The sequence below is a fragment of the Myxococcus sp. AS-1-15 genome, from assembly GCF_020037055.1.
In the GTDB taxonomy this organism is placed as follows: domain Bacteria; phylum Myxococcota; class Myxococcia; order Myxococcales; family Myxococcaceae; genus Myxococcus; species Myxococcus fulvus.
Genome location: NZ_JAIQDF010000010.1, coordinates 67541 through 88378, shown reverse-complemented (window position 1 = coordinate 88378; position 20838 = coordinate 67541). Strand labels below are relative to the sequence as shown.

Annotated in this window: 20 protein-coding genes; 13 read left to right on the top strand and 7 right to left on the bottom strand. The window is 71.6% G+C overall.

Annotated features, from left to right (window positions below; genetic code table 11):
* Positions 1 to 470 precede the first annotated feature (470 nt).
* Positions 471 to 1088 (top strand): molybdenum cofactor guanylyltransferase, encoded by a 618-nt coding sequence (locus K8625_RS25600; RefSeq protein WP_223784167.1) that lies wholly within the window; start codon positions 471 to 473, stop codon positions 1086 to 1088.
* An 8-nt stretch (positions 1089 to 1096) separates the two neighbouring features.
* Here K8625_RS25600 and K8625_RS25595 read toward each other — a convergent pair whose 3' ends face one another.
* On the bottom strand, positions 1097 to 2260 hold the full coding sequence (locus K8625_RS25595) for a hypothetical protein (protein WP_223784166.1): 1164 nt from the start codon (positions 2258 to 2260) through the stop codon (positions 1097 to 1099).
* Positions 2257 to 2661 (bottom strand): hypothetical protein, encoded by a 405-nt coding sequence (locus K8625_RS25590; protein ID WP_223750964.1) that lies wholly within the window; start codon positions 2659 to 2661, stop codon positions 2257 to 2259. The genes K8625_RS25595 and K8625_RS25590 overlap by 4 nt, the downstream gene beginning before the upstream one ends.
* A 194-nt stretch (positions 2662 to 2855) precedes the next feature.
* Here K8625_RS25590 and K8625_RS25585 point away from each other — a divergent pair, with 194 nt between their 5' ends.
* Both K8625_RS25585 and K8625_RS25580 read left to right on the top strand, forming a co-directional pair.
* Positions 2856 to 3185, top strand: coding sequence for a DUF3817 domain-containing protein (locus K8625_RS25585; protein WP_046717183.1), 330 nt, complete (start codon positions 2856 to 2858; stop codon positions 3183 to 3185).
* Positions 3186 to 3343: 158 nt separating this feature from the next.
* Entirely contained in the window at positions 3344 to 3958 is a 615-nt protein-coding gene (locus K8625_RS25580; protein ID WP_046717182.1) for a TIGR02265 family protein, read from the top strand.
* 1 nt (position 3959) lies between these two features.
* On the opposite strand, the gene amrB is transcribed toward K8625_RS25580, so the two are convergent.
* Positions 3960 to 4748, bottom strand: coding sequence for an AmmeMemoRadiSam system protein B (gene amrB / locus K8625_RS25575; RefSeq protein WP_223784165.1), 789 nt, complete (start codon positions 4746 to 4748; stop codon positions 3960 to 3962).
* A gap of 590 nt (positions 4749 to 5338) precedes the next feature.
* Between amrB and K8625_RS25570 the strand changes: the two genes are divergently transcribed.
* Positions 5339 to 5902, top strand: coding sequence for a hypothetical protein (locus tag K8625_RS25570; RefSeq protein WP_223750967.1), 564 nt, complete (start codon positions 5339 to 5341; stop codon positions 5900 to 5902).
* Between the two features lie 76 nt (positions 5903 to 5978).
* Here the strand turns inward: K8625_RS25570 and K8625_RS25565 are convergent, their stop codons facing one another.
* The 4 genes from K8625_RS25565 to K8625_RS25550 form a co-directional block, all read right to left on the bottom strand.
* Entirely contained in the window at positions 5979 to 6791 is an 813-nt protein-coding gene (locus tag K8625_RS25565; protein WP_223784164.1) for a hypothetical protein, read from the bottom strand.
* A gap of 170 nt (positions 6792 to 6961) precedes the next feature.
* A complete protein-coding gene (locus K8625_RS25560; RefSeq protein WP_223784163.1) occupies positions 6962 to 7900 on the bottom strand; it encodes a proline dehydrogenase family protein in 939 nt (312 codons plus the stop codon).
* Positions 7897 to 8796 carry an alpha/beta fold hydrolase gene (locus K8625_RS25555; RefSeq protein WP_223750970.1) on the bottom strand — a complete coding sequence of 300 codons (900 nt, stop codon included), beginning with the start codon at positions 8794 to 8796 and terminating at the stop codon, positions 7897 to 7899. Before K8625_RS25555 ends, K8625_RS25560 begins: the two co-directional genes overlap by 4 nt.
* Positions 8789 to 9511 (bottom strand): lysophospholipid acyltransferase family protein, encoded by a 723-nt coding sequence (locus tag K8625_RS25550; protein WP_223784162.1) that lies wholly within the window; start codon positions 9509 to 9511, stop codon positions 8789 to 8791. Before K8625_RS25550 ends, K8625_RS25555 begins: the two co-directional genes overlap by 8 nt.
* Before the next feature lie 322 nt (positions 9512 to 9833).
* Here K8625_RS25550 and K8625_RS25545 point away from each other — a divergent pair, with 322 nt between their 5' ends.
* The 9 genes from K8625_RS25545 to K8625_RS25505 all read left to right on the top strand — a co-directional run bounded on the left by K8625_RS25545 (position 9834) and on the right by K8625_RS25505 (position 20759).
* Positions 9834 to 10331 carry a hemerythrin domain-containing protein gene (locus K8625_RS25545; RefSeq protein WP_223750972.1) on the top strand — a complete coding sequence of 166 codons (498 nt, stop codon included), beginning with the start codon at positions 9834 to 9836 and terminating at the stop codon, positions 10329 to 10331.
* Between the two features lie 193 nt (positions 10332 to 10524).
* Positions 10525 to 11055 (top strand): cell wall protein, encoded by a 531-nt coding sequence (locus tag K8625_RS25540; protein WP_223750973.1) that lies wholly within the window; start codon positions 10525 to 10527, stop codon positions 11053 to 11055.
* A gap of 132 nt (positions 11056 to 11187) precedes the next feature.
* Positions 11188 to 12072 carry a tryptophan 2,3-dioxygenase gene (locus K8625_RS25535; RefSeq protein ID WP_223750974.1) on the top strand — a complete coding sequence of 295 codons (885 nt, stop codon included), beginning with the start codon at positions 11188 to 11190 and terminating at the stop codon, positions 12070 to 12072.
* 255 nt (positions 12073 to 12327) lie between these two features.
* On the top strand, positions 12328 to 13449 hold the full coding sequence (locus tag K8625_RS44240; protein WP_267698582.1) for a hypothetical protein: 1122 nt from the start codon (positions 12328 to 12330) through the stop codon (positions 13447 to 13449).
* A 145-nt stretch (positions 13450 to 13594) separates the two neighbouring features.
* Positions 13595 to 16426 (top strand): GAF domain-containing protein, encoded by a 2832-nt coding sequence (locus tag K8625_RS25525; RefSeq protein WP_223750975.1) that lies wholly within the window; start codon positions 13595 to 13597, stop codon positions 16424 to 16426.
* A gap of 150 nt (positions 16427 to 16576) precedes the next feature.
* A complete protein-coding gene (locus K8625_RS25520) occupies positions 16577 to 18037 on the top strand; it encodes an adenylate/guanylate cyclase domain-containing protein (RefSeq protein ID WP_267698580.1) in 1461 nt (486 codons plus the stop codon).
* 61 nt (positions 18038 to 18098) lie between these two features.
* Entirely contained in the window at positions 18099 to 18515 is a 417-nt protein-coding gene (locus K8625_RS25515; protein ID WP_223750976.1) for a type II secretion system protein GspG, read from the top strand.
* Between the two features lie 154 nt (positions 18516 to 18669).
* A complete protein-coding gene (locus tag K8625_RS25510) occupies positions 18670 to 20016 on the top strand; it encodes a universal stress protein (RefSeq protein ID WP_223784161.1) in 1347 nt (448 codons plus the stop codon).
* A gap of 155 nt (positions 20017 to 20171) precedes the next feature.
* A complete protein-coding gene (locus K8625_RS25505) occupies positions 20172 to 20759 on the top strand; it encodes a Fis family transcriptional regulator (RefSeq protein WP_141333031.1) in 588 nt (195 codons plus the stop codon).
* The last annotated feature ends 79 nt before the right edge of the window (positions 20760 to 20838 follow it).

The window sequence follows — 20838 nt, the reverse complement described above, 5'->3', positions numbered from 1 at the left end:
GGCGATGCCTCGACGCGAGGCCAGGCGCGGAAGACCACGACACCGGCGGATGCGAAGTTCATCGGACGGAGTGCTGGGCAGGAAGAGACTCACCAGGCACCTGACTCAAAAGAAGTAGCGAGGGTCGCCCGGTGCGCTTGTCGGGAGGCCCTGCGGACCACGATGGATGGACACCTCGCCGGGCGCGGGGGCCAGCGGTCGGGTTGCGGATCCTGTCTGGCGGGTGGCTCCACGGGGTGTTGGGTGAGGGATTTCCGAGGGACGCGCCCGGTGCGCTTGTCGGGAGGCCTTGCAGGCCACGATGGTCGGCCTCCCGACGGCACGATGAGCAGCGCAGACGTGCCCCGGAGATGGCCTGCGTCATGGTCCGAAGGTGGAAGCGCGGGACCTGTCCGCGACAGGCCCCCGGTGTATGTCATGCTCCAGCCGCGCGGGCCCCACGGTCCTCCGCCGGACACGCGCCCTTCTTCATGGCCCCCCGCCCTGGCACCGAGTTCCCGGACGTGACGCTCGCCATCATCGCGGGCGGTCAGGGGCGTCGCTTGTCGGGCGTGCCCAAGGGACTGCTGGAGGTCGAGGGGCGCACCGTGCTGTCACGGCAGCTCGCGCTGTCCCCCCACTTCGGCGACGTGCTCCTGGTGGCGAACGCCCCCGCTCCCTACGCGGCATATGCCCTGCGCACGGTGGCGGACCCGATCCCGGACAAGGGCGCTCCAGGGGGTGTGCACGCGGCGCTGACGGCGTCGCGCACGCGCTGGGTCGTCACCGTGGCGTGCGACATGCCCTTCGTGTCGCTGGAGGCGCTGCGGGTGCTGCTCGCCGCGCGCGGCGAGGACGTGGACGCGGTGTGCTTCGAGGCCGAGGGACGGATGGAGCCGCTCCTCGCCGTGTATCGCGCCGAGCTGGCGTCCCACTGGAGGCCCCTGCTCCCGGAGGACCCGTCCTTGCGACGGCTGCTCTCGCGCTTCCGCTCCCGGGTCCTGCCCGAGAGCGCACTGCGCGCGGTGGACCCCACGCTGCGCTCCCTGGTGAACGTCAACACCCCCGAGGACCTCGCGCGGCACGGTGTCTCGCTGCCGCCACGGTGAGCCACGGTTCACCTCGGCGTCGGCACGGACTGGAGCAGCGTGGGCAGCTCCGCCAGGTCGAGCACGAGGCTGGGGCGAATCTGTCCGAGCGCATCGGACATGTCCTCGCCTTGCCCCTGCACGCCCAGGCCCACCGTGAAGTTGTCGCCCAGGCGCACCCGCGTGCTCGCCACCACGCTGGCCCGCCTCGACTCCGTGCCCCCCAGCTTCAGCAGGGACTGGGTCGCCTCCAGCTTGAGCTGGAAGCGCGGCGACGCGACGCCGAACGACAGGCCGACGTCCACCCACTTCTCCATCGACAGCTCCGGCCGCGCGCGCTCCTGCAGCACGCGGACCTGCAGGGCCACCTCCAGGTTCGCGTCCGCGTCGCTCAACAACTCCAACGTGGCCGCGCCGAACCCGCGCTGGATGGCGACCCCATCCCCGTCTTGCGACTCGAGCCCCGGCGTCACCCAGCGTCCCCCCGCCGAGAGGAACAGCGCGCTGGACGACGCGCGCGACTCCTTCGTGCACGCGGGGAGCCCCTGCCGGATTCGCGCGATGCCCGCCTGCCGCGTGGCCTCCATCGCGACCCGGTACTCGGCGTCCGCCTTCTTGAAGTCCTCCGCGCTGTCGTAGTCCCCGGGCAGGGGCTTGTCGGGGAACTCGTACAGGGTCGGGTCCGCCAGCACGTTGGCGATGCACTGGCTGTAGCGCGCGCCGTAGATGCTGCGCTCTCCGAGCACGTCCATGGACACACCCGCCATCACCGTGGCGAAGCGGCCCTTCTGGGGCGCCGCGTCCGGAAACGGCGTGTCCTGTCCGATGCCCAGCGTGATGGCCGTGTCCTGGAGCAGCCGCGTGACGAGCGACGAATTGCGAGAGGCGACGGCCTCCGAGTAGAGCCGCTCGAAGCCCTCGGTGAGCAGGTAGGGATTGAACTGCAGCGCGAACGAGGCCTGGGTTCCATTCAGCACCGCGCCCACGCCGCGCAGGCTCGCCACCAGGGCCGTGGGGTTCGCCGGGTGCACCAGCTCTCCCGCCGTGGCGACATCCAACCCCGCGGCCGCCTCCGAGCCGCCGCGCAGGATGCTCGGGAAGTCCAGCTCCACCGTGTTCGGCTTCGGCGGTGTGGCCTGGGCACTCGCGACCCCCGCGCAGAGCGCCGTGAGCAGCGCGAGCGCCGCCCTCATTCCACCACCGTCCAGGTCAGCGTGATGAAGTCCGCCACCGAGCCCTTCTCCAGGGAGAAGTCATCCCAGAGGGCCTCCTTGCCGCCCTTCTCGAAGACGAGCGAGGCGCGCTGGAGGAACCGCGCCCCCACGCCCGCGGGGTCGGCCACGGAGAACACCACGCGCACGAAGCCCTGCGCCGCGCTGGTCAGGAAGTCATCCGGCAGGGGCAGCGTGGTCTCTCCCGCGAAGGTCGCCGAGTGCAACTGCCGCCGCTCCTGGCCCTGCATCTTCCCGCTCACCACCAGCCGCATGGCCACGGTGTTGAGCGTGCCGGAGGGGCGCTCCAGCACCAGCTTCGCCCCCTTCCGGTCCGCGCGAGGCACCTGGATGGTGGACTCCAGCTTGTCGTTTCCCGACATGATGTTCCCCCCTCGTGGGTCTGGGTGGACGCCGACGTCCTGCCCGCCGTCCATTCTAGCGCCCGGCATGACACGGCTCGAAGGCGGCGGGGTATGCGCCGGGCACACCTGGCGGGCGAGCGTGCCACCGGGTGCGTCACACTGACGCATGGACGGACAGGCCTGGGGGTGGGAGAGAGGACGAGGAGACCCTCATGCTGAAGACCCCTCTTGGACGATTCCGCGCCGTGGCCCTGCTGGAGGGCCTGTCCTTCATCGCGCTGCTGTTCATCGCGATGCCCCTGAAGTACGCGGCGGGGATGCCCCTGGCGGTGCGCTTCGCGGGCATGGCCCACGGGCTGTTGTTCGTGCTGTACCTCTTCGCGCTGATGGAGGTGGCCATCGCCCTGCGCTGGTCCTTCTCGCGCGTGGTGTTCGCGTTCGGCGCGTCGCTGGTGCCGTTCGGCAACTTCCTGCTCGACGCGAAGCTCCGGAAAGAGGAAGCCTCCACCACCCCCCGTGCCGCCGGCCCCCTTGGTTCCTGAACCCAGAGCGCTGGAGGCTCCGCCGAGGGCGTCACCCGACCTCACACGTCGGCTCGTGCTCCACGCGGAGCGGGTGCGAGCCCTCCAAGGAGTTCGCGCGCGCGAGCAAGCTGTGCGAGCATTCCGCGCGGATTTTTTCACGGTGGAGGTCGGCTCTCATGGAACGCGGCATCTGGAACACGCCCGAGGACGTCCAGCGCGAGCTGGAGGCGCGGCTCGCGCTCGTGCAGCCCTCCGAGCACATCCGGGGCATGCACTTCGCCGCCGTGCTCGACACCGTGCGCTTCCTGGGCGGTGAGCAGGCGGTGAAGCGCATCGTCGACGCGGGCGACATGCCCGCGGACCTGGACCCCACCGAGCTGTACCCGGTGCCGCCCTTCATGCGGCTGTTCTTCGCCGCGGCCCACCTGCTCGCGCCCCAGCTGGGCGGCTTCGAGGAGGCCATGCGCCAGATTGGCGTCCAGGGCACGCTCGCCTTCGTGCACTCCATGTTCGGCTCGGAGGTGCGTCAGCAGGTGGGCGGCGACCCGAAGCAGCTGGTCAACATGCTGCCGGAGGCCTACCGCATGGCCATCGACTTCGGTGAGCTGGTGGTGGAGTGGACCAGCGCCCGCGCGGGCCGCATCCACATGCGCCGCATCTTCACCCCCGTCGCCTACAACGAGGGCATGCTCGAGGGCGCGCTCCAGGCCGTGGGCGCCCAGGACATCCAGGTGCGGGGCCGCCAGACGTCGCTGCTCGACAGCGAGTACACCCTCTCCTGGGACGACTGACTCACGGCGCGTCGAACACGAAGGCCCCGTAGCCCACCACGCCTTCGTGCGCGCCGAACGCATCCCCGGAGCTGCGCAGCGCCACCATCCGGGGCCGCAGCGCCCGCCGCTTCGCCACGCGCAAGAGCCCGTTGATGGCCTCCGCGCCACACGCGCTCCCCGCGTCCAGCGGCTCCTCCAACGACAGCACCCGCGCCGCCGTCACCCGGTCCGCCCGCGCGGCGTGCTCGTAGGGCAGGTGATGCGACAGGTCCGACGTGATGACGGGCAGCACGTCCTCGTCCCACAGCGCCTCCAGCACCTGGGCCACCTCGTCCGCCGCGCCCCGGCCCACCACCAGCGGCAACACCGTGAAGTGCTCCAGCACCCGCTGCAGGAAGGGGAGCTGTACCTCCAGCCCGTGCTCCGCCTCGTGCGCTCCCGTCGACGCCGTCACCTGGGGCAGCCGCATGGCCCGCTCGCGCAGCCCTTCGTCCAGCCGCACGTCCCCCAGGGGCGTGCACAGCAGGTCCACCTCCGGATACGCCACGCCCCGCAGGGGGACGAAGTGGCTGGGGCCCAGCAGCAACACCCGCGTGCGCGCGGCGCGGCGCGGCCACAGCGTGGCGTACGCCGCCGCCGCCACCCCGCCGGAATAGACATACGCGGCATGGGGGACGATGAGCGCCGCGGGCGACGCGTCCCCCGGCACACGCGCCTGCTCCAGCCACGTGTCCAGCTGGGTGGACAACGTGGAGGGCTGGGCCGGATAGAAGGAACCCGCGACCGCGGGCGTGCGCACTCGAGGCATGGTCCCCTCCCACCGCGAACGGGGCACCTGCTGGAATCCTAAAGAAGCACGGCAACGTCAGTCATGCCAATCATTGCAAGACTGTTCGCTTCTGGGATGAGCGGGTCCCACCTCCGCGCGTCCGCCGAGGGCCCCGGGGTGACAAGGGATTGATTTCGCCCGGGCGCGCGGGTGGCTCGGTGATTGCTATCCAACGCTTCGTGCCGCGCACTCCTCCCGGGCGGTCAGGGCCGCCTGGTGCGTGGGACTTCGCGAATGGGGAGGCCGGCCGGGAACCATGACTCCTCCGCCCGGCCGTGCCTTCTCGTCCGCGGGCTCGCGGCGTGACGCGTGTGCTCCGCGCCGTGTCTCAGCGATGTCTCACGCCGGGCCCCACCGCGCGCGCCCACCGCGGGAGGCCTCCGCCAACTCCCCGTTCTCCGGGCCCATGGGACCCTGGTCGTACGCTCCTGCGCGAATTCTCAAGGAGTGGTGATGCGATAGCCGACACATGAAGAACGAAAAAAGGATGCACGCTTTCGCCCATTGACTAGAAGGGGCCGCCGAGCGCCCGGGAATGACCGCGGGCTAACGCAACGGAGGGACGCTTCATGAAGGCAAATCAGTGGCAGGCGATGGCCGTGGCGGCAGGGTTGATGGTGGCGTCGACGGCGAGCGCGCAGGAGACGGGTGGCGGTTCGGGCAGCTTCGGGAACGCCGGGCAGATTGTCGTCAGCTCGGATGCGTTCGGTAACCTGGGCTACACGACGGAGGGTGCGGGGTACGGCTACTTCCACATCGCGCCGAGCGCCGATTACTTCCTCAAGGAGAACCTCTCCGTCGGAGCCAACGTGCAGCTGCGCGTGCTCTTCGGTGAGGGAGACACGGTGGCCGCCTTCGGTATCGGCGGGCGCGTGGGCTACAACATCGCGCTGGCGGAGAAGATCTCCGTGTGGCCGAAGGCCGGCGTGACGCTGTTCGTCGGTGACGACATCATCGCCACGCAGGACGGGACGGGGGCTGCGTCCACCGTCATCCTGGATGGCTACGCGCCGTTCCTGTACCACGTCACCAGCCACTTCTTCATCGGCGCCGGCCCCCGTCTGGCCATCGGCCTGGGTGACGACGTGGATGTGACGTTCGGCGTGGCGACCACGCTCGGCGGCTACTTCTAGTCGGCAGTCGTCGGCAGGACCCACGGGCCCCGCGCACGGTTGGAAGTCTCCTCCGCGCGTCGGGGCTCGTGTCGTTTCATGGGGACGCCACCTCCACCCAGCCGCCCGCGGCCGCCGCGCCCGGCTCGTGCACCAGACGCAGCCCCAGCTGCAGCGAGCGCTCCCCCGTCGCCGGCGCATGGAGCAGCAGCACGGAGGCCGTCTCCTCCAGCACCCTTCGGGACACCGGTCGCGTCGCGTCGTCCCGGCCACCCCGCAGCTCGCGCCAGTCCTTCAGCCCCCAGCCCACCACGCGGCCGTCCCGCAGGCGCACCGTCACGTCCGCCCACGCGCTGCCTCCCGCCGGCACTCGCACCGGCGCGAGCAGCTTCTTCAGGCCCTCCACCACGGCGCCGGGCTCGGGCGTTCCGGCCTCGCGTCGGCCCGGGGCGCGGCGGGCTCCCAGGGGACGCTCGGCCGGGAGCAGGAGGGGCGGCTCCACCCGCCACGAGGAGGCCCCGCGCTCCAGCGTCAGCACCACCTCTCCCGGCGGCTGTCGCGTGGTGGACAGGAGCCGCGTGGCCACCTGTCGCTGGAGCTCCGCGGCGTCCACGGGCCGGCCCGCGCGTCCGCCGCGCTCCTGGGCCTGGTAGCCCACCAGCGTCAGCGCGCCCTGCTCCGACCAGAACGTGAGCTCCAGCCTGGAGCCGACCTCGCGCACGGTGCCGGCCAGCGCCGCCACGCGCACGGCGACCTGCCGCGCTTCATGGAGCCGGGCCGCGTCCTGCTCGATGGGCACGTCGGGTCGACCCGAGCCGCCCGTGCCGCCTCCCGCGCACGCGAGCCCGAGGGCGAAGAGGAGCGCACCGCACGCGCGAGCACGGCTCCGGAGTCGGAGATGGATGGCCATGTGCTTCCCCCTGCCGGGTGCGGCACACCCGGGTGTCCTGGCACGGCGTCGTGGTGGCGGGACGACAGGAATTCCCGTGGGAGGAGGACGCACGCGGCCCGCGAATCCTGAGCGCTCACGACTCGCGGACGGGACGTCTGTTCAATCCAACGCGAGGGAAGGTGTCCGCTTCAACCTCGCGCGAGGTTCTTCAGCACGAAGGCCAGGTTCGCCGGGCGCTCGGCCATGCGGCGCATGAGATAGGGATACCAGTGGCGGCCGTACGGGACATACACGCGCACCGGATGCCCCTGGTCCGCGAGCTGTCGTTGCAGGTCCGCGCGGATGCCGTGGAGCATCTGGAATTCGAACGCACCGCGAGGCAGCCCCCGCCGCGCGGCGTGCTCCAGCGTCGCGTCAATCATCCGCTCATCGTGCGTGGCGATGCCGTGATACACGCCGCTGTCGAGCAGCACCTTCATGCACCGCACGAAGCTCGCGTCCACGTCCGCCTTGTCTGGATAGGCGATGGCCTCGCTCTCCAGATAGGCGCCCTTGCACAGACGGATGCGCACCCGCTCATCGCACAGCGCGCGGGTGTCCGCCTCCGTGCGCCGCAGGCAGCTCTGCAGCACCGCGCCCACGTGCGGCTCTCCGAACTCCGCGTGGAGCTTTCGCACGATGTCCAGCGTGACCTGCGTCACCGCGCCGTGCTCCATGTCGATGCGCACGAACGAGCCGCGTGACGTGGCGTCCGCCACCACCTGTCGCGCGTTCTCCAGCGCCAGCGCTTCATCGAGCAGCAGCCCGCACTGCGTCAGCTTCAGCGACACGTTGGCCCGCACCCCCGTCTGGTCGATGCGCGCGAGCAGTCGGCGGTACTCGCGCACCTCCTCGCGGGTCTCCGCCGCGTCCTTCACCGCCTCGTTGAGGTGGTCGAAGGACGCCGACAGCCCTTGCGCGGTGAGCGCCTTCACCGCGTCCATCGCCTCGTCGAGCGTCTCGCCCGCGACGAAGCGCCGCGACAGCTTCTTCAGCGGAGGCAGCCGCGTGGCCCAGTCCTTCAGGCCCGTCCGCCGCGACAGGAACATCAGCGCTCCGCGAGACCACTGTTCGGCGATGGCGCTCATCCACGCAGCTCCCGGGGGGCGACCCCATACTCCTCGAGGAAGGCCCCCACGAGGGCGTTGAACGCCTCCGGGTGGCTCATGTACGGCAGGTGGCTCGCGTCGCGCAGCAGCTCCAGCCGCGCTCCGGGGATGTGCCGGGCCACGTCCACCGCGGCCTCGGGCGGCACCAGCAAATCCCGGCCGCCCTGGATGACGAGCGTGGGCACGCGCAGCTCGTGCAGTCGGGGATGGAAGTCCGCGGCCAGCACGTCCCTCAGTCGACGCAAGAGCTCCAGGGGCGTCAGCCGCCGCGCCTCGCGCACGATTTCCGCGCGCCCCTCGGGCGGCAGCCGCGCGCCCCCCAGCACCCGCGCCACCATGGGCGCCACCAGGTACGCCAGCGGCCGAGGCGCGCGCACCAGCGTCGACAGCGACACCGCCAGCCGCCTCACCCGACGCACGCTGGCCACGGGAGACACGAGCACCAGCGCCCGCACCCGCTCCGGATGCGCCAGCGCGAAGGCGATGGACAGCAGGCTCCCGTAGGACGAGCCCACCAACGCGAAGCGCTCCGGCAGCCGCGCCTCGACATGGTCCAGCACGGCCAGGTTCCACGCGAGCGGCGAGTGCGTGGCCGGCGTGTGCAGGGGCGGCGTCCACAACAGCAGACGGAACAGGCGGGACAAGGGCTCCATCGGCGCGAAGGAGCGGCCACTGGCGCCCAGGCCCGGCAGACACACCACGGTGCGCGATGGGTCCGTGTCGCCGTCGGGAAAGGTGAACAGCCGCACCGACGTCCCCTTCACCGGGCGCTCCTCGCACACCAGTCGCTCGTAGCCGGAGGGGATGTCCTCCACGTCCGGGACGAGCGGTGCCGCGCGACGGCGCTGCAGGGAAGAGGAGGGCGGCTCAAGCATGGCGGGCCTTCACCATCAATCGGTGCACGCTCGTGGCCACGCGGTCGCGAAACGCACGCAGGCGGGACTCGGAGGCTCCGGCCGGCGGCGGCATGTGCGGGCTTCCCAGCGCGAAGGTCAGCCGCACCGGAAAGGGCAGCGGCCCCAACCCCACGAGCAGGGGCACGCGGTACTTCTCCTCGTCGGTGAGCCGCACGCCCAGCTTCGCCTCGCCTGGAGGGAACAGGAACGTGTCATCCACCCCGAAGCCCGCGAAGGGCACCACCGGCACCCCCGCGCGCGCCGCCACGTGCGCGAAGCCCAGGGCCTGCTCCCACCGGAGCTGATAGCGGCCCGGAGGACGCTTGAAGACCTCGCGCGCGCCGCCGGGGTAGCACACCACCAGCGCCCCCTCCTTCAGCGCCGCCAGCGCGTTGTCCTTCGTCCCCTCCACCCCGCCCAGCCACGGCAACACCGTGCGGAGGACGGGGATGCGGAAGAAGCCGCGCTCGGCCAGCCCCAGCGCCCGGCGTCCCGTCGCCTGGTGCAGCAGGTGGAAGAAGGCCGGTGTCTCGTAACCCCAGACGCCATGGTTTCCCACCAACAGCACGGGGCCCCGGGTCGGCACGTGCTCGGCCCCCACCAGCCGCGCGCGATGGTAGAGCGCCGACAGCGCCGCCCCCCGCTCGGCGAGGCGGAACACGGCCCTGCGCACGGTGGCGAGCGAGGCTTCCACGGAGACTCATCATGGAGACGCCCGGGCGCCACGTCAGCCGGACCGGCCGGGCAGTCGTGCCCCTGGACTCCATGTCCCCAGACGCCCCAAACCCACGCACCGTCCCCGGGGGGATGCTCCCGGCCCACCCCCCAGGTTGCTTTGAGTAGGCAACGCTTGGCGTCGACCCCCATGGGCTTTCAGCCCCCGGATACGGCACGATTCCATGTGGTTGTTTCACCCCTGTCGAACGTTCGATCCACCCATCGTTTGAGTTTCGATAATGTGAGGATGAAGCCCGCCTTTGGTTGTCTGCCTGCCCCGTCGTGCAGATGGTTCAGGGATGGGAGGCCCTTTCGACATTCTCGTCGAGCAGCACCGGGAGCTCGAGGAGCGCTTCGAGGCCCTGGGCGCGGGGGACGATGAGTCTGGGTCATCCGGTGTCGTGCGGGAGCTGGTGGCGCTGTTGCGACACCACCTCTGGCTGGAGGAGCGCTGTCTTCAGCCCTGGGTGACCCGGGTGGAGGGGCGTGCCCGGGGTCGGCAGCAGGCCGGGGATCGGCAGGCCATGCATGAGCTGTTGGATGAGCTGGAGGAGCATCCCCTCCAGAGCGCGGAATGGCAGGCCCGCTTCCTCACGCTCGAGGACCTGTGGGTCGCGCATCTCCAAGAAGTGGAGTCCTCATTGCTGCCCCGGCTCACCGCGGTGATGGCTCCACGCGAGCAACAGGCGCTCGCCCAGGAGCTGTCCCGGTGCCGGCGGGACACGCGCTCCTCGGGCTCCGAGGCCGGTTTCTCGGGCTCCGGACCCTTCCTGGATGACCTGCGCTGGGAGGGTTGAGCGCCGTTCCCGCCTCACTGGAATGGGACCCGACCTGGGACGGCGGGGGGGGTGATACGTCCTTCAGTCACACCTTTTATCGCTTCCTTTAGACAAATCCTAAATTGGAAGGTATGGGTATGGACGGCTTCACAAATCAACTCCCCCTTCCAGACCTTCAACACCCAGACTAGCCAAGACGAGGATTGAACGAATGTCCGTGGATAAAGCGTTTCGGGACATGATCCGTAACGAAATCGAGGTCCAGCTCAAGCCGCTGCGCGACGTGGTCTCCCGCCTGGAGTCCGGTACGGCGGACCTGGATGCGCTGCGCAACGTGGCGGAGCGGCTGGCCCCCCTGGCCGAGGTGGTGGGTCCCCTGTTCGGCGCCCAGCTGCCCGCGGCGAAGCCCGGTCGCAAGGCCGTGGGTCGCCCGGCGGCGGCGGCGCGTGGCGCGGTGAGCGCGGCGGCCCCCGTGGGTGGCAAGCGCCGGGGTCGCAAGCCCGCGGCGGCGGCGGCGGATGGCTCGCGCGCGTGCGCCATCGTCGGCTGCGGCAAGCCCAGCCGGACCAAGGGCTACTGCGCGGCGCACTACCAGAAGCTGCGCATGCTGGAGAAGACCAACCGCCGGCCCTCCGCGTGGGTGGATTACGCCCCCGCTGACAGCGTCGAGGACATCAAGCTTCCGCGTGGCCGCGCCGCGTCGAAGGCCCTGGCAGCAGCAGCGCAAGCCGCGAACGGTTAAACAGCGGCACGCTGCCCCGGCCCGGGCAGAGAGTGACCGCGCACCTTCGTCAACCCAGGCTCCGTCGTCGGGAGAGGGTTCGAGGGACGCCCGTACGGGAAGTCTTGCCCGCGGGGGCTCGCAGGGGCATGAATGCCCGGGCCCATGAACAAACGAGATCTGGAGCCTGGCATCATCACCGACCTGGCCGGACGGACCACGTACGGTGAATACCTACAGCTCGACCGGGTGTTGTCGGCGCAGGTTCCGCGCTCGCAGCCACCGCATCACGACGAGCTGCTCTTCATCATCCAGCACCAGACGAGCGAGCTGTGGATGAAGTTGCTCATCCACGAGCTGAGCGCGTGTATCCGCTATGTCCAGGCGGACCGGCTGGAGCCTTCCTTCAAGATCTTCGCGCGGGTGGGGAACATCCAGCGGATGCTCTTCGAGCAGTGGAGCGTGCTGGAGACGCTCACGCCGAATGAGTACCTGGAGTTCCGTGACGCGCTGGGGCCCGCGTCGGGCTTCCAGAGCTGGCAGTACCGCGCGGTGGAGTTCCTGCTGGGCAACAAGGACGCCAACGCCCTGGGCCCCTTCCGTCACCAGCCGGACGTGCACGGGGAGCTGGAGCGGCTGCTCGAGTCCCCCAGCCTCTACGACGAGTTCCTGCGCTACCTGGCTCGCAAGGGCCACGCGATTCCCGAGGACCACGCGAAGCGCGACTGGAAGAAGCCGTACGAGAAGAGCCCCGCGGTGGTGGAGGTGTTCCGTCGCATCTACGAGGACACCGAAGCGCACTGGGACGCGTACGAGATGTGCGAGAAGCTGGTGGACACCGAGGAGCGCTTCCAGCTCTGGCGCTACCGTCACATGATGACGGTGATGCGAATCATCGGGTTCAAGCAGGGCACCGGTGGCTCGACGGGCGTGTCCTTCCTGCGCAAGGCGTTGGACCTGCGCTTCTTCCCGGAGCTGTGGGACGTGCGCACGGAGCTCCTGCCGCCCGGCGCCCGGCCCCCGTCTCCCACGCGGTGAGCCTTCCCCGGTCATGGCAGGCGTTGCGCGCCTGTCCTGACATCCAAGAGGGTGAGAGGAATGAGGCGAAGCCGGGGGTGACAGGCTTCGGCCGCTGAAACATCGACAATGTGACGTGGGAGGACGGGTGGGGTGGTCCCCCGGGGGCCCCGCGTGAAGTGGCCGTGGATGGAATGACGCCTCCCGGACATGCGGGCGAGGAAGGGCACCTGGCGCGCGGAAGGGTGGGAGGCAGCGGCTAGGCTTCAGCGCACCATGGCCGCCGAGTCTCCCCTGCTCTTCGAGAAGGCGCACATCCTATGCTACCGGACCTTCGATATCGCGGAGGAGATCAACCTCGAGCGGGCGCGCAGGGCCGTCTCGGAGGACACCCGCCGGCTGAAGCTGTCGCGCGAGAATGGCCAGTACCTGCAGCTGCCCAATCCGCCGCTGGCGTATGAGTTGGGGCGCCGGGCGCTGGCGCTTCGTGACGGTCCTGTCACGGTGGATGCCACCGCGCGGCTGTTCGACCATGGCGCGGCGTCCATCATCCTGCGGGTGCCGGTGGTGCCGGGCACGTCGCTGGAGCAGCTGACGCGGGTGGCGGACGAGCTCTACGACAGCCAGGCGCTGGAGGACCTGGCGCTGGATTGGGTGGAGGGCGTGCGGCGCACGATTGCGCCGGCGGTGCAGGGCGCGCACCTGTGGGACCAGAACGAGAGCTACACGGTCATCTTCGCGGAGAGCATCCGGGGCAACCCCACGGCGGAGGAGCTCCTGGAGAAGGCGGACCTGGCGCGGCTGTTGTTGGGGGAGAACGGGGAGACGCCGCTGTCGCGCCGGGAGAGCGAGGCCGTCACCCAGGTGCGCTTCAGCTACACGGTGAAGGACCTGGTCGTCATCGACTGGAACAGCGCGTTCGTCTACGAGCCGTCGGGCTCCGGGGACATCCCGGACCTGCTCGAAATCGCCAACGCGCAGCTGTTGGAGTTCCGCTACTTCGACGAGAAGCTGGACGAGCACATCGCGCGCATCCACGACGAGGTGCAGGCCAAGCGCCACGGGTGGACGCGGCTGTTCCGCAGTCCGTACCGCACGCTGACGCGGCAGACCTTGGGCACGCTGGTGGACCTGAACGAGTTCATCGAGCGGGTGGACAACAGCCTGAAAATCATCGGCGACTTCTACCTGGCCAAGGTCTACGAGGCCGCGGTGCGCCGCATGCGCATCCCCGCGTGGCAGGGCTCGGTGACGCGCAAGCAGCAGCTGCTCGCCCAGACGTACGGCCTGCTCAAGGGCGACGTGGACATCGACCGCTCGCACACCCTGGAGGCGGTCATCGTGCTGCTCATCGTCCTGGAGATCTTCTTCGCCTTCTTCAACGTGTTCGCCCACTGAGGGCCGAGTGTTCGTCCACTGAACGCCCGGACGACTTGTTCCCGGGTACAAGGCGCGCGCGGGTTTCGCGAGCACAGCGGACATGGGACACTGGGGATTCGCGGTGGGGCCCGCCGGTGGGCCTTGGCTGGGGGGACGTGTGGGCATGAAGGTGCCCGAGAGCAACCGGGGAGCCGCCGAGGACCGCGTGACGCGGACGTTGGAGCGGCTGTCCCTCGCGCCGTCCGTGGAGGCGGTGCTGGAGGCGCTGCTGCGTGAGGCCGCGTCCGCCCTCGCCGTGTCCGACGTCTTCATGTGTTGGCGAGAGGACGGAAGCGAAGCGCACGTGCTCGTCACGCCGGGGCTGTCCGTCGACGCCGCGCGCGCGCGGGGCGAGCGGCTGCTGGATGGGCTGCGGGACATCGACGGGGGCCTGTTGCCGTACGTGGCGCTGGACGCGGAGCGGGAGGTGCTGGTGGCGCTGCCGCTGCTCGCGGGGGTGGAGCCGGGCAGCGGCGTGGGGGTGCTGTGCGCGGTGCTGCCCGAGGGCCGGGGGCCGACGGACGAGGAGCTGGCGCGGCTGGGATTGCAGGCGCGACTGGCGGGGCTGGCGCTGGAGCGCGAGTGGGCGGTGGTCGGCACGCGCGAGGCGGTGGCGCGGGCGCGCGCGGAGGTGGAGCAGGCGGAGGTGCTGCGGCTCAGCCGTCTCCAGGCGGTGACGGAGGCGTTCGGTCAGACGCTCACGCGCGAGGAGGTGGCCCATGTCGTGCTGGATTTGGGGCTGCCCGCGGTGGAGGCGACGGCGGGCATCGTGCACCTGACGGCGGAAGGGCGCGCGGCCTCGGAGCTCGTCGCGGCGGTGGGCGTTCCGGACGCGCTGGTGGAGCCCCTGCGCGAGCTGCCCCGAGGGGGCGAGGAGCTGCTGGCGCAGACGGCGAAGCGCGCGGAGGCGCCGGTGTGGTTGGAGACGGTGGCGGCGATACGCGAGCGCTACCCGACGCTGGCGGGGCCGTTGGGGGAGGGGCCGCCCCGCGCGTTGGCGCTGCTGCCGTTGTTCGTGGAGGGGCGGGTGTTCGGGACGCTGGCCTTCGGCTTCGAGCGGGAGAAGGCGTTCTCCGCGCTGGAGCGCGCGTCGCTCGTGGGGTTGTCGCGGCAGTGCGGGCAGGCGCTGGAGCGCGCGCGGCTGTACGAGCGCGAGCACACCGCGCGCCTGGAGGCGGAGGCGCTGGGGGCTCGGTTGAGCCTGCTGGCGGACGCGAGCGCGTTGGTGTCCGGCTCGTTGAGCTGGGAGGAGACGGTGGCGGGGGTGGCGCGGCTGGCGTTGGGGCACTTCGCGGACGGGTGCGCGGTGGACTCGTACGAGGACGGCGTGGTGCGCCGGCTGGCGGTGCTGCACGCGGACCCGGAGAAGGCGGAGCGGGTGTTGGAGCTGACCAGCTTCCCGCTGGACGCGGGGCAGCCGTCGCTCCTGTCGCGGGTGCTGACGAGCGGGCAGTCCCGGCTGGAGACCCGCGGGACGCGAGCGCCCGGGGACGCGAAGCCCGGCGCGTCCTGGCGCGCGAGCACGGTCATCCTCACGCCGCTGGTGGCGCGGCAGCGCACGCTGGGGGCGCTGACCTTCGTGCGGGACTCGGAGCGGGCGCCCTTCGACGTGACGGACGTGTCGCTGGCGGAGGAGCTGGCGCGGCGCGCGGCGCTGGCGATGGACAACGCGCGGCTGTTCCGGGACGCGCGCGCGGCGGAGGAGGAGAGCCGCCGGGGCGCGGCGCGGTTGCATGTGCTGGTGCAGGTCAGCCAGCTCATCGCCGAGGCGGGGTTGGACCTGCCCACGGTGCTGGACGTGCTGGCGAGCAAGGTGTCGGAGGCGCTGGGGGGTGGGTGCGTGCTGCAGCTGCTCGGGGAGGACCGGGAGCAACTGGAGGTGGTGGCGGCGCACCATCCGGATCCGCGGGCGCGTGGCGTGCTGGAGGAGGCGTTGCGGAGGGACCCGGCGCGGGTGGGGGAGGGGCTGTCGGGCCGGGTGGTGGCGACGGGCAAGACGCTCTTCGTGCCGCGGCTGAGCGCGGAGGAGCTGCGGGGGGACCGCTCGCCGGAGGGGGTGGGATTCCTGGAGCGGTACGGGCCGCAGAGCCTCATCGTGGTGCCGCTGGGCGCGCGGGGGCGGGTGCTGGGGACGCTGGGGGTCATCCGCGAGGCGCGGGGGCGCGAGTACACGGCGGAGGAGCGGGCGCTGTTGGAGAGCCTGGCGGCGCGGGCGGCGCTGGCCATCGAGGACGCGCGGCTGTACGGCGCGGCGACGCAGGCGGTGAAGGCGCGTGACGAGCTGTTGTCGGTGGCGGGGCACGAGCTGAAGTCGCCGCTCAACGCGCTGCAGCTGCAGATCCACCTGCTGGCGCGGATGGCGAAGGACGCGATGGCGGCGAGCGGGCTGGCGGAGCGGGCGGAGAAGGCGGCGCGGGCGGGGCAGCGGCTGGGGTTGCTCATCGACGACCTGTTGGATGTGTCGCGCATCAGCGCGGGGCGGCTGAGCCTCAACCGCGAGGAGCTGGACCTGGCGGCGCTGACGCGCGAGCTGGTGTCGCGGATGTCCGAGGAGCTGGCGCGCGCGGGCAGCGAGGTGCGGCTGGTGGCGGACGTGGAGGTGCTGGGGCACTGGGACAAGCTGCGGTTGGAGCAGGTGTTGGTGAACCTGTTGTCGAACGCGGCCAAGTACGGCGCGGGGCGGCCGGTGACGGTGCAGGTGGAGGCGCGGGGGCTGGTGGCGGCGCTCGCGGTGCGCGACGAGGGCATCGGCGTGGCGCAGGAGGACCAGGAGCGCATCTTCGAGCGCTTCGAGCGCACCGAGTCCGCGCAGCACTTCAAGGGCCTGGGGCTGGGGCTCTGGATTACCAAGCGCATCGTCGAGGCCCACGGCGGCGGCATCCGCGTGGAGAGCCAGCCCGGCCGGGGCTCCACCTTCACCGTGGAGCTGCCGTTGCCGGACGTGGCCCCGCGCTGAGCGTCGACGCGGGCGGGTCCTGGATGCCTCGCCCGCTCCGGACGTGAGGGTCCTGGTCACGGTGGTGGGAGTCCTCCCGGACCGGGGGCAGGTCGGATACGCTGCGGTCCTTGCGTCCCTGGCTTCCTGGACGCGGAAGGCCGCCCCCACATGAGCGCATCCAGCCCCCTTTTCGGTGACCTGTTGCTCAAGCTGGGCATCGTCACGCCCGTGCAGGTGCAGGAGGCCCTGGCCCTCCAGGCCCTCACCGGTCAGCGCGTGGGCGAGGCCCTCATCTCCCTCGGCTACGTCACCCGGGAGCAGATTCAGGACGCGCTCGGCGAGGCCCTGGGCCTGCACCACGACAAGGGCCCCTCCCAGCCCGCGCTGGGCGAGCTGCTCGTGGGCCTCAAGTACGTGACGCTCGCTCAACTCGAGGAGGCGCTCGCCCGCCAGCGCCGCGACGGCCGCAAGCTGGGCGAAATCCTCGTGGAGCTGGGCCACTGCACCTACAAGCAGATCTACGAGGCCCTGGGCCTGCAGAACCGCATCGCCGGCCGCCAGGAGAACCCCCGCCCCTTCATCGACGGGCGCCGCCGCGTCGTCGTCGTCGATGACAGCCCGCTCGCCTGCGCCTTCGTGCAGGAGGGCCTCGTCGCCCTGGGCTACGAGGTGCTCTGCTTCCAGGACCCGTTCGAGGCCCTCGAAGGCATGAGCCGCCTGCAGCCCGCCATCGTCCTGAGTGATTTGGAGATGCCCGGCCTGGACGGCGTGGAGCTGTGCCGCCGCCTCAAGGAGGGCCCCACCCGCGGGCTGCCCGTCATCATCCTCACCGCGAACGACCGCGAGGCGGAGAAGGTGCGCGGCCTGCGCGCCGGCGCGGACGACTACGTCAACAAGTCCGCGTCCATGGACGAGCTCGCCGCGCGCATCGAGAGCGTCGTGCGCCGCACCGGCGAGACGGAGCGCATGCGCAAGCTGTTCGCGCGCTACACCTCCGCGGCCGTGGTGGATGAAATCCTCAAGAGCGCCGACGGCGTGGTGCTCACCGGCGAGAAGCGCGAAGTCACCCTGCTGTTCGCGGACATCCGCAACTTCACGGGCCTGGCGGAGAGCCTGCCTCCCGAGCAGGTCGTCGGGGTCCTCAACCAGGTCCTGGGCCGGCTGTCCGACGCGGTGCTGACGTGCGGCGGCACGCTGGACAAGTTCCTCGGCGACGGGCTGATGGCCGTGTTCGGCGCCCCGGTGGCGCGCACGGACGACGCGCTGCGTGCCCTCCAGTGCTCGAAGATGATGATGGACGCGATGACGGACCTGCGCGTGGAGGCGGAGGCCGAGTGGGCCGCCAACGGGCGCGAGGGCCATCCGCTGGTGCTCGAGCTGGGCGTGGGCATCAACTCCGGCGTCGTCGTCGCGGGCAACATCGGCAGCACCGTGCGCTCGGAGTACACCTGCATCGGCGACGCGGTGAATGTCGCCGCGCGCCTGTGTGCCCTGGCCGGCCCCGGGGAAATCCTGGTGGGCGAGCGCACCCGGGACCTGGTGGACGCCCGGGAGACGGCCTTCGAGGACCTGCCTCCCGTGCGCCTGAAGGGCAAGCAGCAGCCCGTGCCGCTCTACCGCGCGCTCTAGCCGCCGGGCCCCACGCGAAGTCTTTCGCGCCCCGGGGCGTCTCAACGGGTAGGGTGGGGGCATGACAGCACCCGCCTCCGATGCCCACCCTCCGCCCTCTCGCCGCTCCCCCGTCCTCTGGGTGGGGCTGGTGTTCGCCGTCGCGCTCGTCGGGGCGGTGCTGGTGGGGGCGCTGACGCGCTCGAAGGCGGTGCACGCGGAGCGCATCCATCAGGACCTCGCGGTGCTGGAGGACGCCCTGAACCGCTACCACGCGGACGGCAACGTGCTGCCGGAGGAGGCGGACCTGGAGCCGCTGCTCGTCCCCAAGTACCTGCCCGCGCTGCCCCTGGACCCGTGGGGCCGGCACTACCGCTACACCAGCAACGGCAGCCAGGTGTTCCTCGCCACGTTCGGCAAGAGCGATGACCGGGGCGGCAACGGCGAGGAGCAGGACCACACCAACCACGACGGCCACCCTCGGCCGGAGGTGAAGTAGCCGTCCGGACAGGCGTCCGCGCGGTGTGAGGGGAGCAGGCGTGCGGTGGTCCCCGCGCTCCTCCCCGTCCGCCGAGGGGGCCCCGTCCGCGCGCGGCGTGCGCATCTGTCCTCCAGGGGTGGAGTCTCGGCCATCCCTTCCGAGGAGGGCGGCCATGGCCATCGTCTGTGCGAGCCCGCTGATGGCGCGGGAGTCCCGCGAAGTGGAGGTCGCCGCGGCGCTGGCGGCGCGGCTGGGGGAGCCGCTGTTGCTCGTGGGCGTGATGGACGGCGAGCCCCTCACCGACGCCGTGCGCCGGGAGGCCCAGCGTGACCTGGAGGCCCAGGCGGAGCGGCTGCACCTGCCTCCGGGCCGGGTGAGCTGCCGGGTGCGCTCGGATACCGAGGCGGTGCTCGCCGACGAGGAGTGCAGGCACTCGCGCTGGGTGGTGGCCGCGGCGGAGGGCTGGCGCACGTCGGCGTGGCGGCGCGCCTCGCTGCCCGAGCGGCTGGCCCGACACGGCTGCGGACCGGTGCTGTCGGTGCGCCGCGCGGACGCGCTGGTGGACTGGATGCGCGGACGCAGGCGGCTGCTCGTCGTGGTGGGCGTGGATCCGCTGTCCCCCACGGCCGACGCGGCGGTGGGCTTCCTGCGCGAGCTGCGCCGGGTGGGGCCGTGCGACGTGCTGGCCACGTACGTGTGCTCGCCCCTGGAGGCGCGCGAGCGGCTGGGCATCCACACGCCGGTGCACGTGGAGGTGCTGGAGCCCGGCCTGCGGGACATGGAGGCGCTGGACCCCGCCGTGCAGACGGTGCTGCTGCGCGAGGTGCGCGAGCAGGTGGGCGACCTGCTCGGCGAGGGGAGCGTGGAGGTGGTGCTGGAGCCGGGCTTCGGGCGGTCGGCGGACCACCTGCTGCATGTGGCGCTCTCGCGCGGCGCGGACCTGGTCGTCGTGGGCATGCGCGCGCAGGGGCCGGTGAAGCGCTGGTGGCACGGCTCGGTGTCCGCGGGCGTGCTGCGCAACGCGGAGCAGGCGGTGGTGTGCGTGCCGGACACGCTGCGCGAGCCCCGTCGCGCGCAGCCTCCCAGGAGCGTGCTGGTGCCAGTGGACTTCTCCGACGCGTGCCTGCGCGCCATCACCCAGGCGCGCTCGATGGTGGGGCCGGGAGGCCGGGTGCACCTGCTGCACGTGCACCGTCGACGCTTCGGCGAGACGGGCTTCATGGACCACTCCGGCGTGCTGCCCGAGCCCCCGCGCGAGCACGAGGCGACGCTCCAGCGGCTGTGGGACCTGGTCCCCCGGGACGAGGGCGCGCGGGCGCTGCGCTGGAGCGTGGAGGGCGTGTCCGGCGAGGACATCGCGCTGGCCATCTGCCAGGCCACGGAGCGCGAGGGCGTGGACCTGGTGTGCCTGGGCACGTCGGGCGTGCCCTCCCAGGCCCCGGACGCGCTGCCCGTGGTGGTGGCCCGGGAGCTGGTGGCGCGCTGCCGTCGCCCCGTCATGGTGGTGCCCGCCTCGTGACAGCCCCGAGACAGCTGTCACCCAGGTACACATGAAAGGGCTTTCAGGTGGGTCGCTCCGAGCCCCACCTGCCAGGATACCCGGGGCGTTGAATGGAGGACCCGGGGGGGCGTTAGAATCCGGCCTCCACGCTTCAGGCAGCAGGGGGTTTGCCGGTGACGCTCAGCGGTTACCGAGAAGAAGAGCTCGTCTGCAATCGTGCCTCGCTCATCATCCACGGAGGCACGGAGGAGGAGCGACGCAGCTGGGCCCAGGAGGCCGCGCGCAGCTTCGACGTGGAGCTGGTGGAGGTGCGGCAGGCCGCGGACCTGGCCAACGCGCTCCGCCAGCGCAACGGCGTGGTGTTCATCCCGGATGCGGTGAAGCTGGGGCGCGAGGCGCAGGGGCTCATCCTGCGCTGCCTGCAGATGCAGGAGGAGCGGCCCAAGGTGGTGGTGGGCGTGTCGGGCGCGGCGGACGCGGCGCTCGCGCGCGGCACCCTGCGCGAGGACCTGCACTACCGGCTGCATCAGGCGCAGGTGGACCTCCAGAAGGAGGGCCTGCGGGATTTGCTGCGTCGGCGCTGGGCGCTCCAGGCCGAGCAGCTCGCGGTGAAGGCCGCCGCCGCCCGCGCCGCCGAGGAGAAGGCCCGCGCCGCCGCCGAGGCCCGCCGCCCCGGCACGGTGACGCGCACCTTCCCCAAGGCGCGCAAGCCCGTGTCGAGCACGCGCAAGTCGGCGCCTCGCAACGCCTCGCCGCGCTGAGGACCCGTGGTCCCGGCCCGCCGCGCCTCGAGTCAGGCGCGGTCGCCGGAGGCGTCGTCCGTGGCCCACCCGTGGCAAG

What these genes read in the sequence shown, in the direction of transcription:
- K8625_RS25600 (WP_223784167.1), top strand. Translation starts at nt 471, where the DNA reads ATGGCCCCCCGCCCTGGCACCGAGTTCCCGGACGTGACGCTCGCCATC.
- K8625_RS25595 (WP_223784166.1), bottom strand. Translation starts at nt 2,260, where the DNA reads ATGAGGGCGGCGCTCGCGCTGCTCACGGCGCTCTGCGCGGGGGTCGCG.
- K8625_RS25590 (WP_223750964.1), bottom strand. Translation starts at nt 2,661, where the DNA reads ATGTCGGGAAACGACAAGCTGGAGTCCACCATCCAGGTGCCTCGCGCG.
- K8625_RS25585 (WP_046717183.1), top strand. Translation starts at nt 2,856, where the DNA reads ATGCTGAAGACCCCTCTTGGACGATTCCGCGCCGTGGCCCTGCTGGAG.
- K8625_RS25580 (WP_046717182.1), top strand. Translation starts at nt 3,344, where the DNA reads ATGGAACGCGGCATCTGGAACACGCCCGAGGACGTCCAGCGCGAGCTG.
- amrB (WP_223784165.1), bottom strand. Translation starts at nt 4,748, where the DNA reads ATGCCTCGAGTGCGCACGCCCGCGGTCGCGGGTTCCTTCTATCCGGCC.
- K8625_RS25570 (WP_223750967.1), top strand. Translation starts at nt 5,339, where the DNA reads ATGAAGGCAAATCAGTGGCAGGCGATGGCCGTGGCGGCAGGGTTGATG.
- K8625_RS25565 (WP_223784164.1), bottom strand. Translation starts at nt 6,791, where the DNA reads ATGGCCATCCATCTCCGACTCCGGAGCCGTGCTCGCGCGTGCGGTGCG.
- K8625_RS25560 (WP_223784163.1), bottom strand. Translation starts at nt 7,900, where the DNA reads ATGAGCGCCATCGCCGAACAGTGGTCTCGCGGAGCGCTGATGTTCCTG.
- K8625_RS25555 (WP_223750970.1), bottom strand. Translation starts at nt 8,796, where the DNA reads ATGCTTGAGCCGCCCTCCTCTTCCCTGCAGCGCCGTCGCGCGGCACCG.
- K8625_RS25545 (WP_223750972.1), top strand. Translation starts at nt 9,834, where the DNA reads ATGGGAGGCCCTTTCGACATTCTCGTCGAGCAGCACCGGGAGCTCGAG.
- K8625_RS25540 (WP_223750973.1), top strand. Translation starts at nt 10,525, where the DNA reads ATGTCCGTGGATAAAGCGTTTCGGGACATGATCCGTAACGAAATCGAG.
- K8625_RS25535 (WP_223750974.1), top strand. Translation starts at nt 11,188, where the DNA reads ATGCCCGGGCCCATGAACAAACGAGATCTGGAGCCTGGCATCATCACC.
- K8625_RS44240 (WP_267698582.1), top strand. Translation starts at nt 12,328, where the DNA reads ATGGCCGCCGAGTCTCCCCTGCTCTTCGAGAAGGCGCACATCCTATGC.
- K8625_RS25525 (WP_223750975.1), top strand. Translation starts at nt 13,595, where the DNA reads ATGAAGGTGCCCGAGAGCAACCGGGGAGCCGCCGAGGACCGCGTGACG.
- K8625_RS25520 (WP_267698580.1), top strand. Translation starts at nt 16,577, where the DNA reads ATGAGCGCATCCAGCCCCCTTTTCGGTGACCTGTTGCTCAAGCTGGGC.
- K8625_RS25515 (WP_223750976.1), top strand. Translation starts at nt 18,099, where the DNA reads ATGACAGCACCCGCCTCCGATGCCCACCCTCCGCCCTCTCGCCGCTCC.
- K8625_RS25510 (WP_223784161.1), top strand. Translation starts at nt 18,670, where the DNA reads ATGGCCATCGTCTGTGCGAGCCCGCTGATGGCGCGGGAGTCCCGCGAA.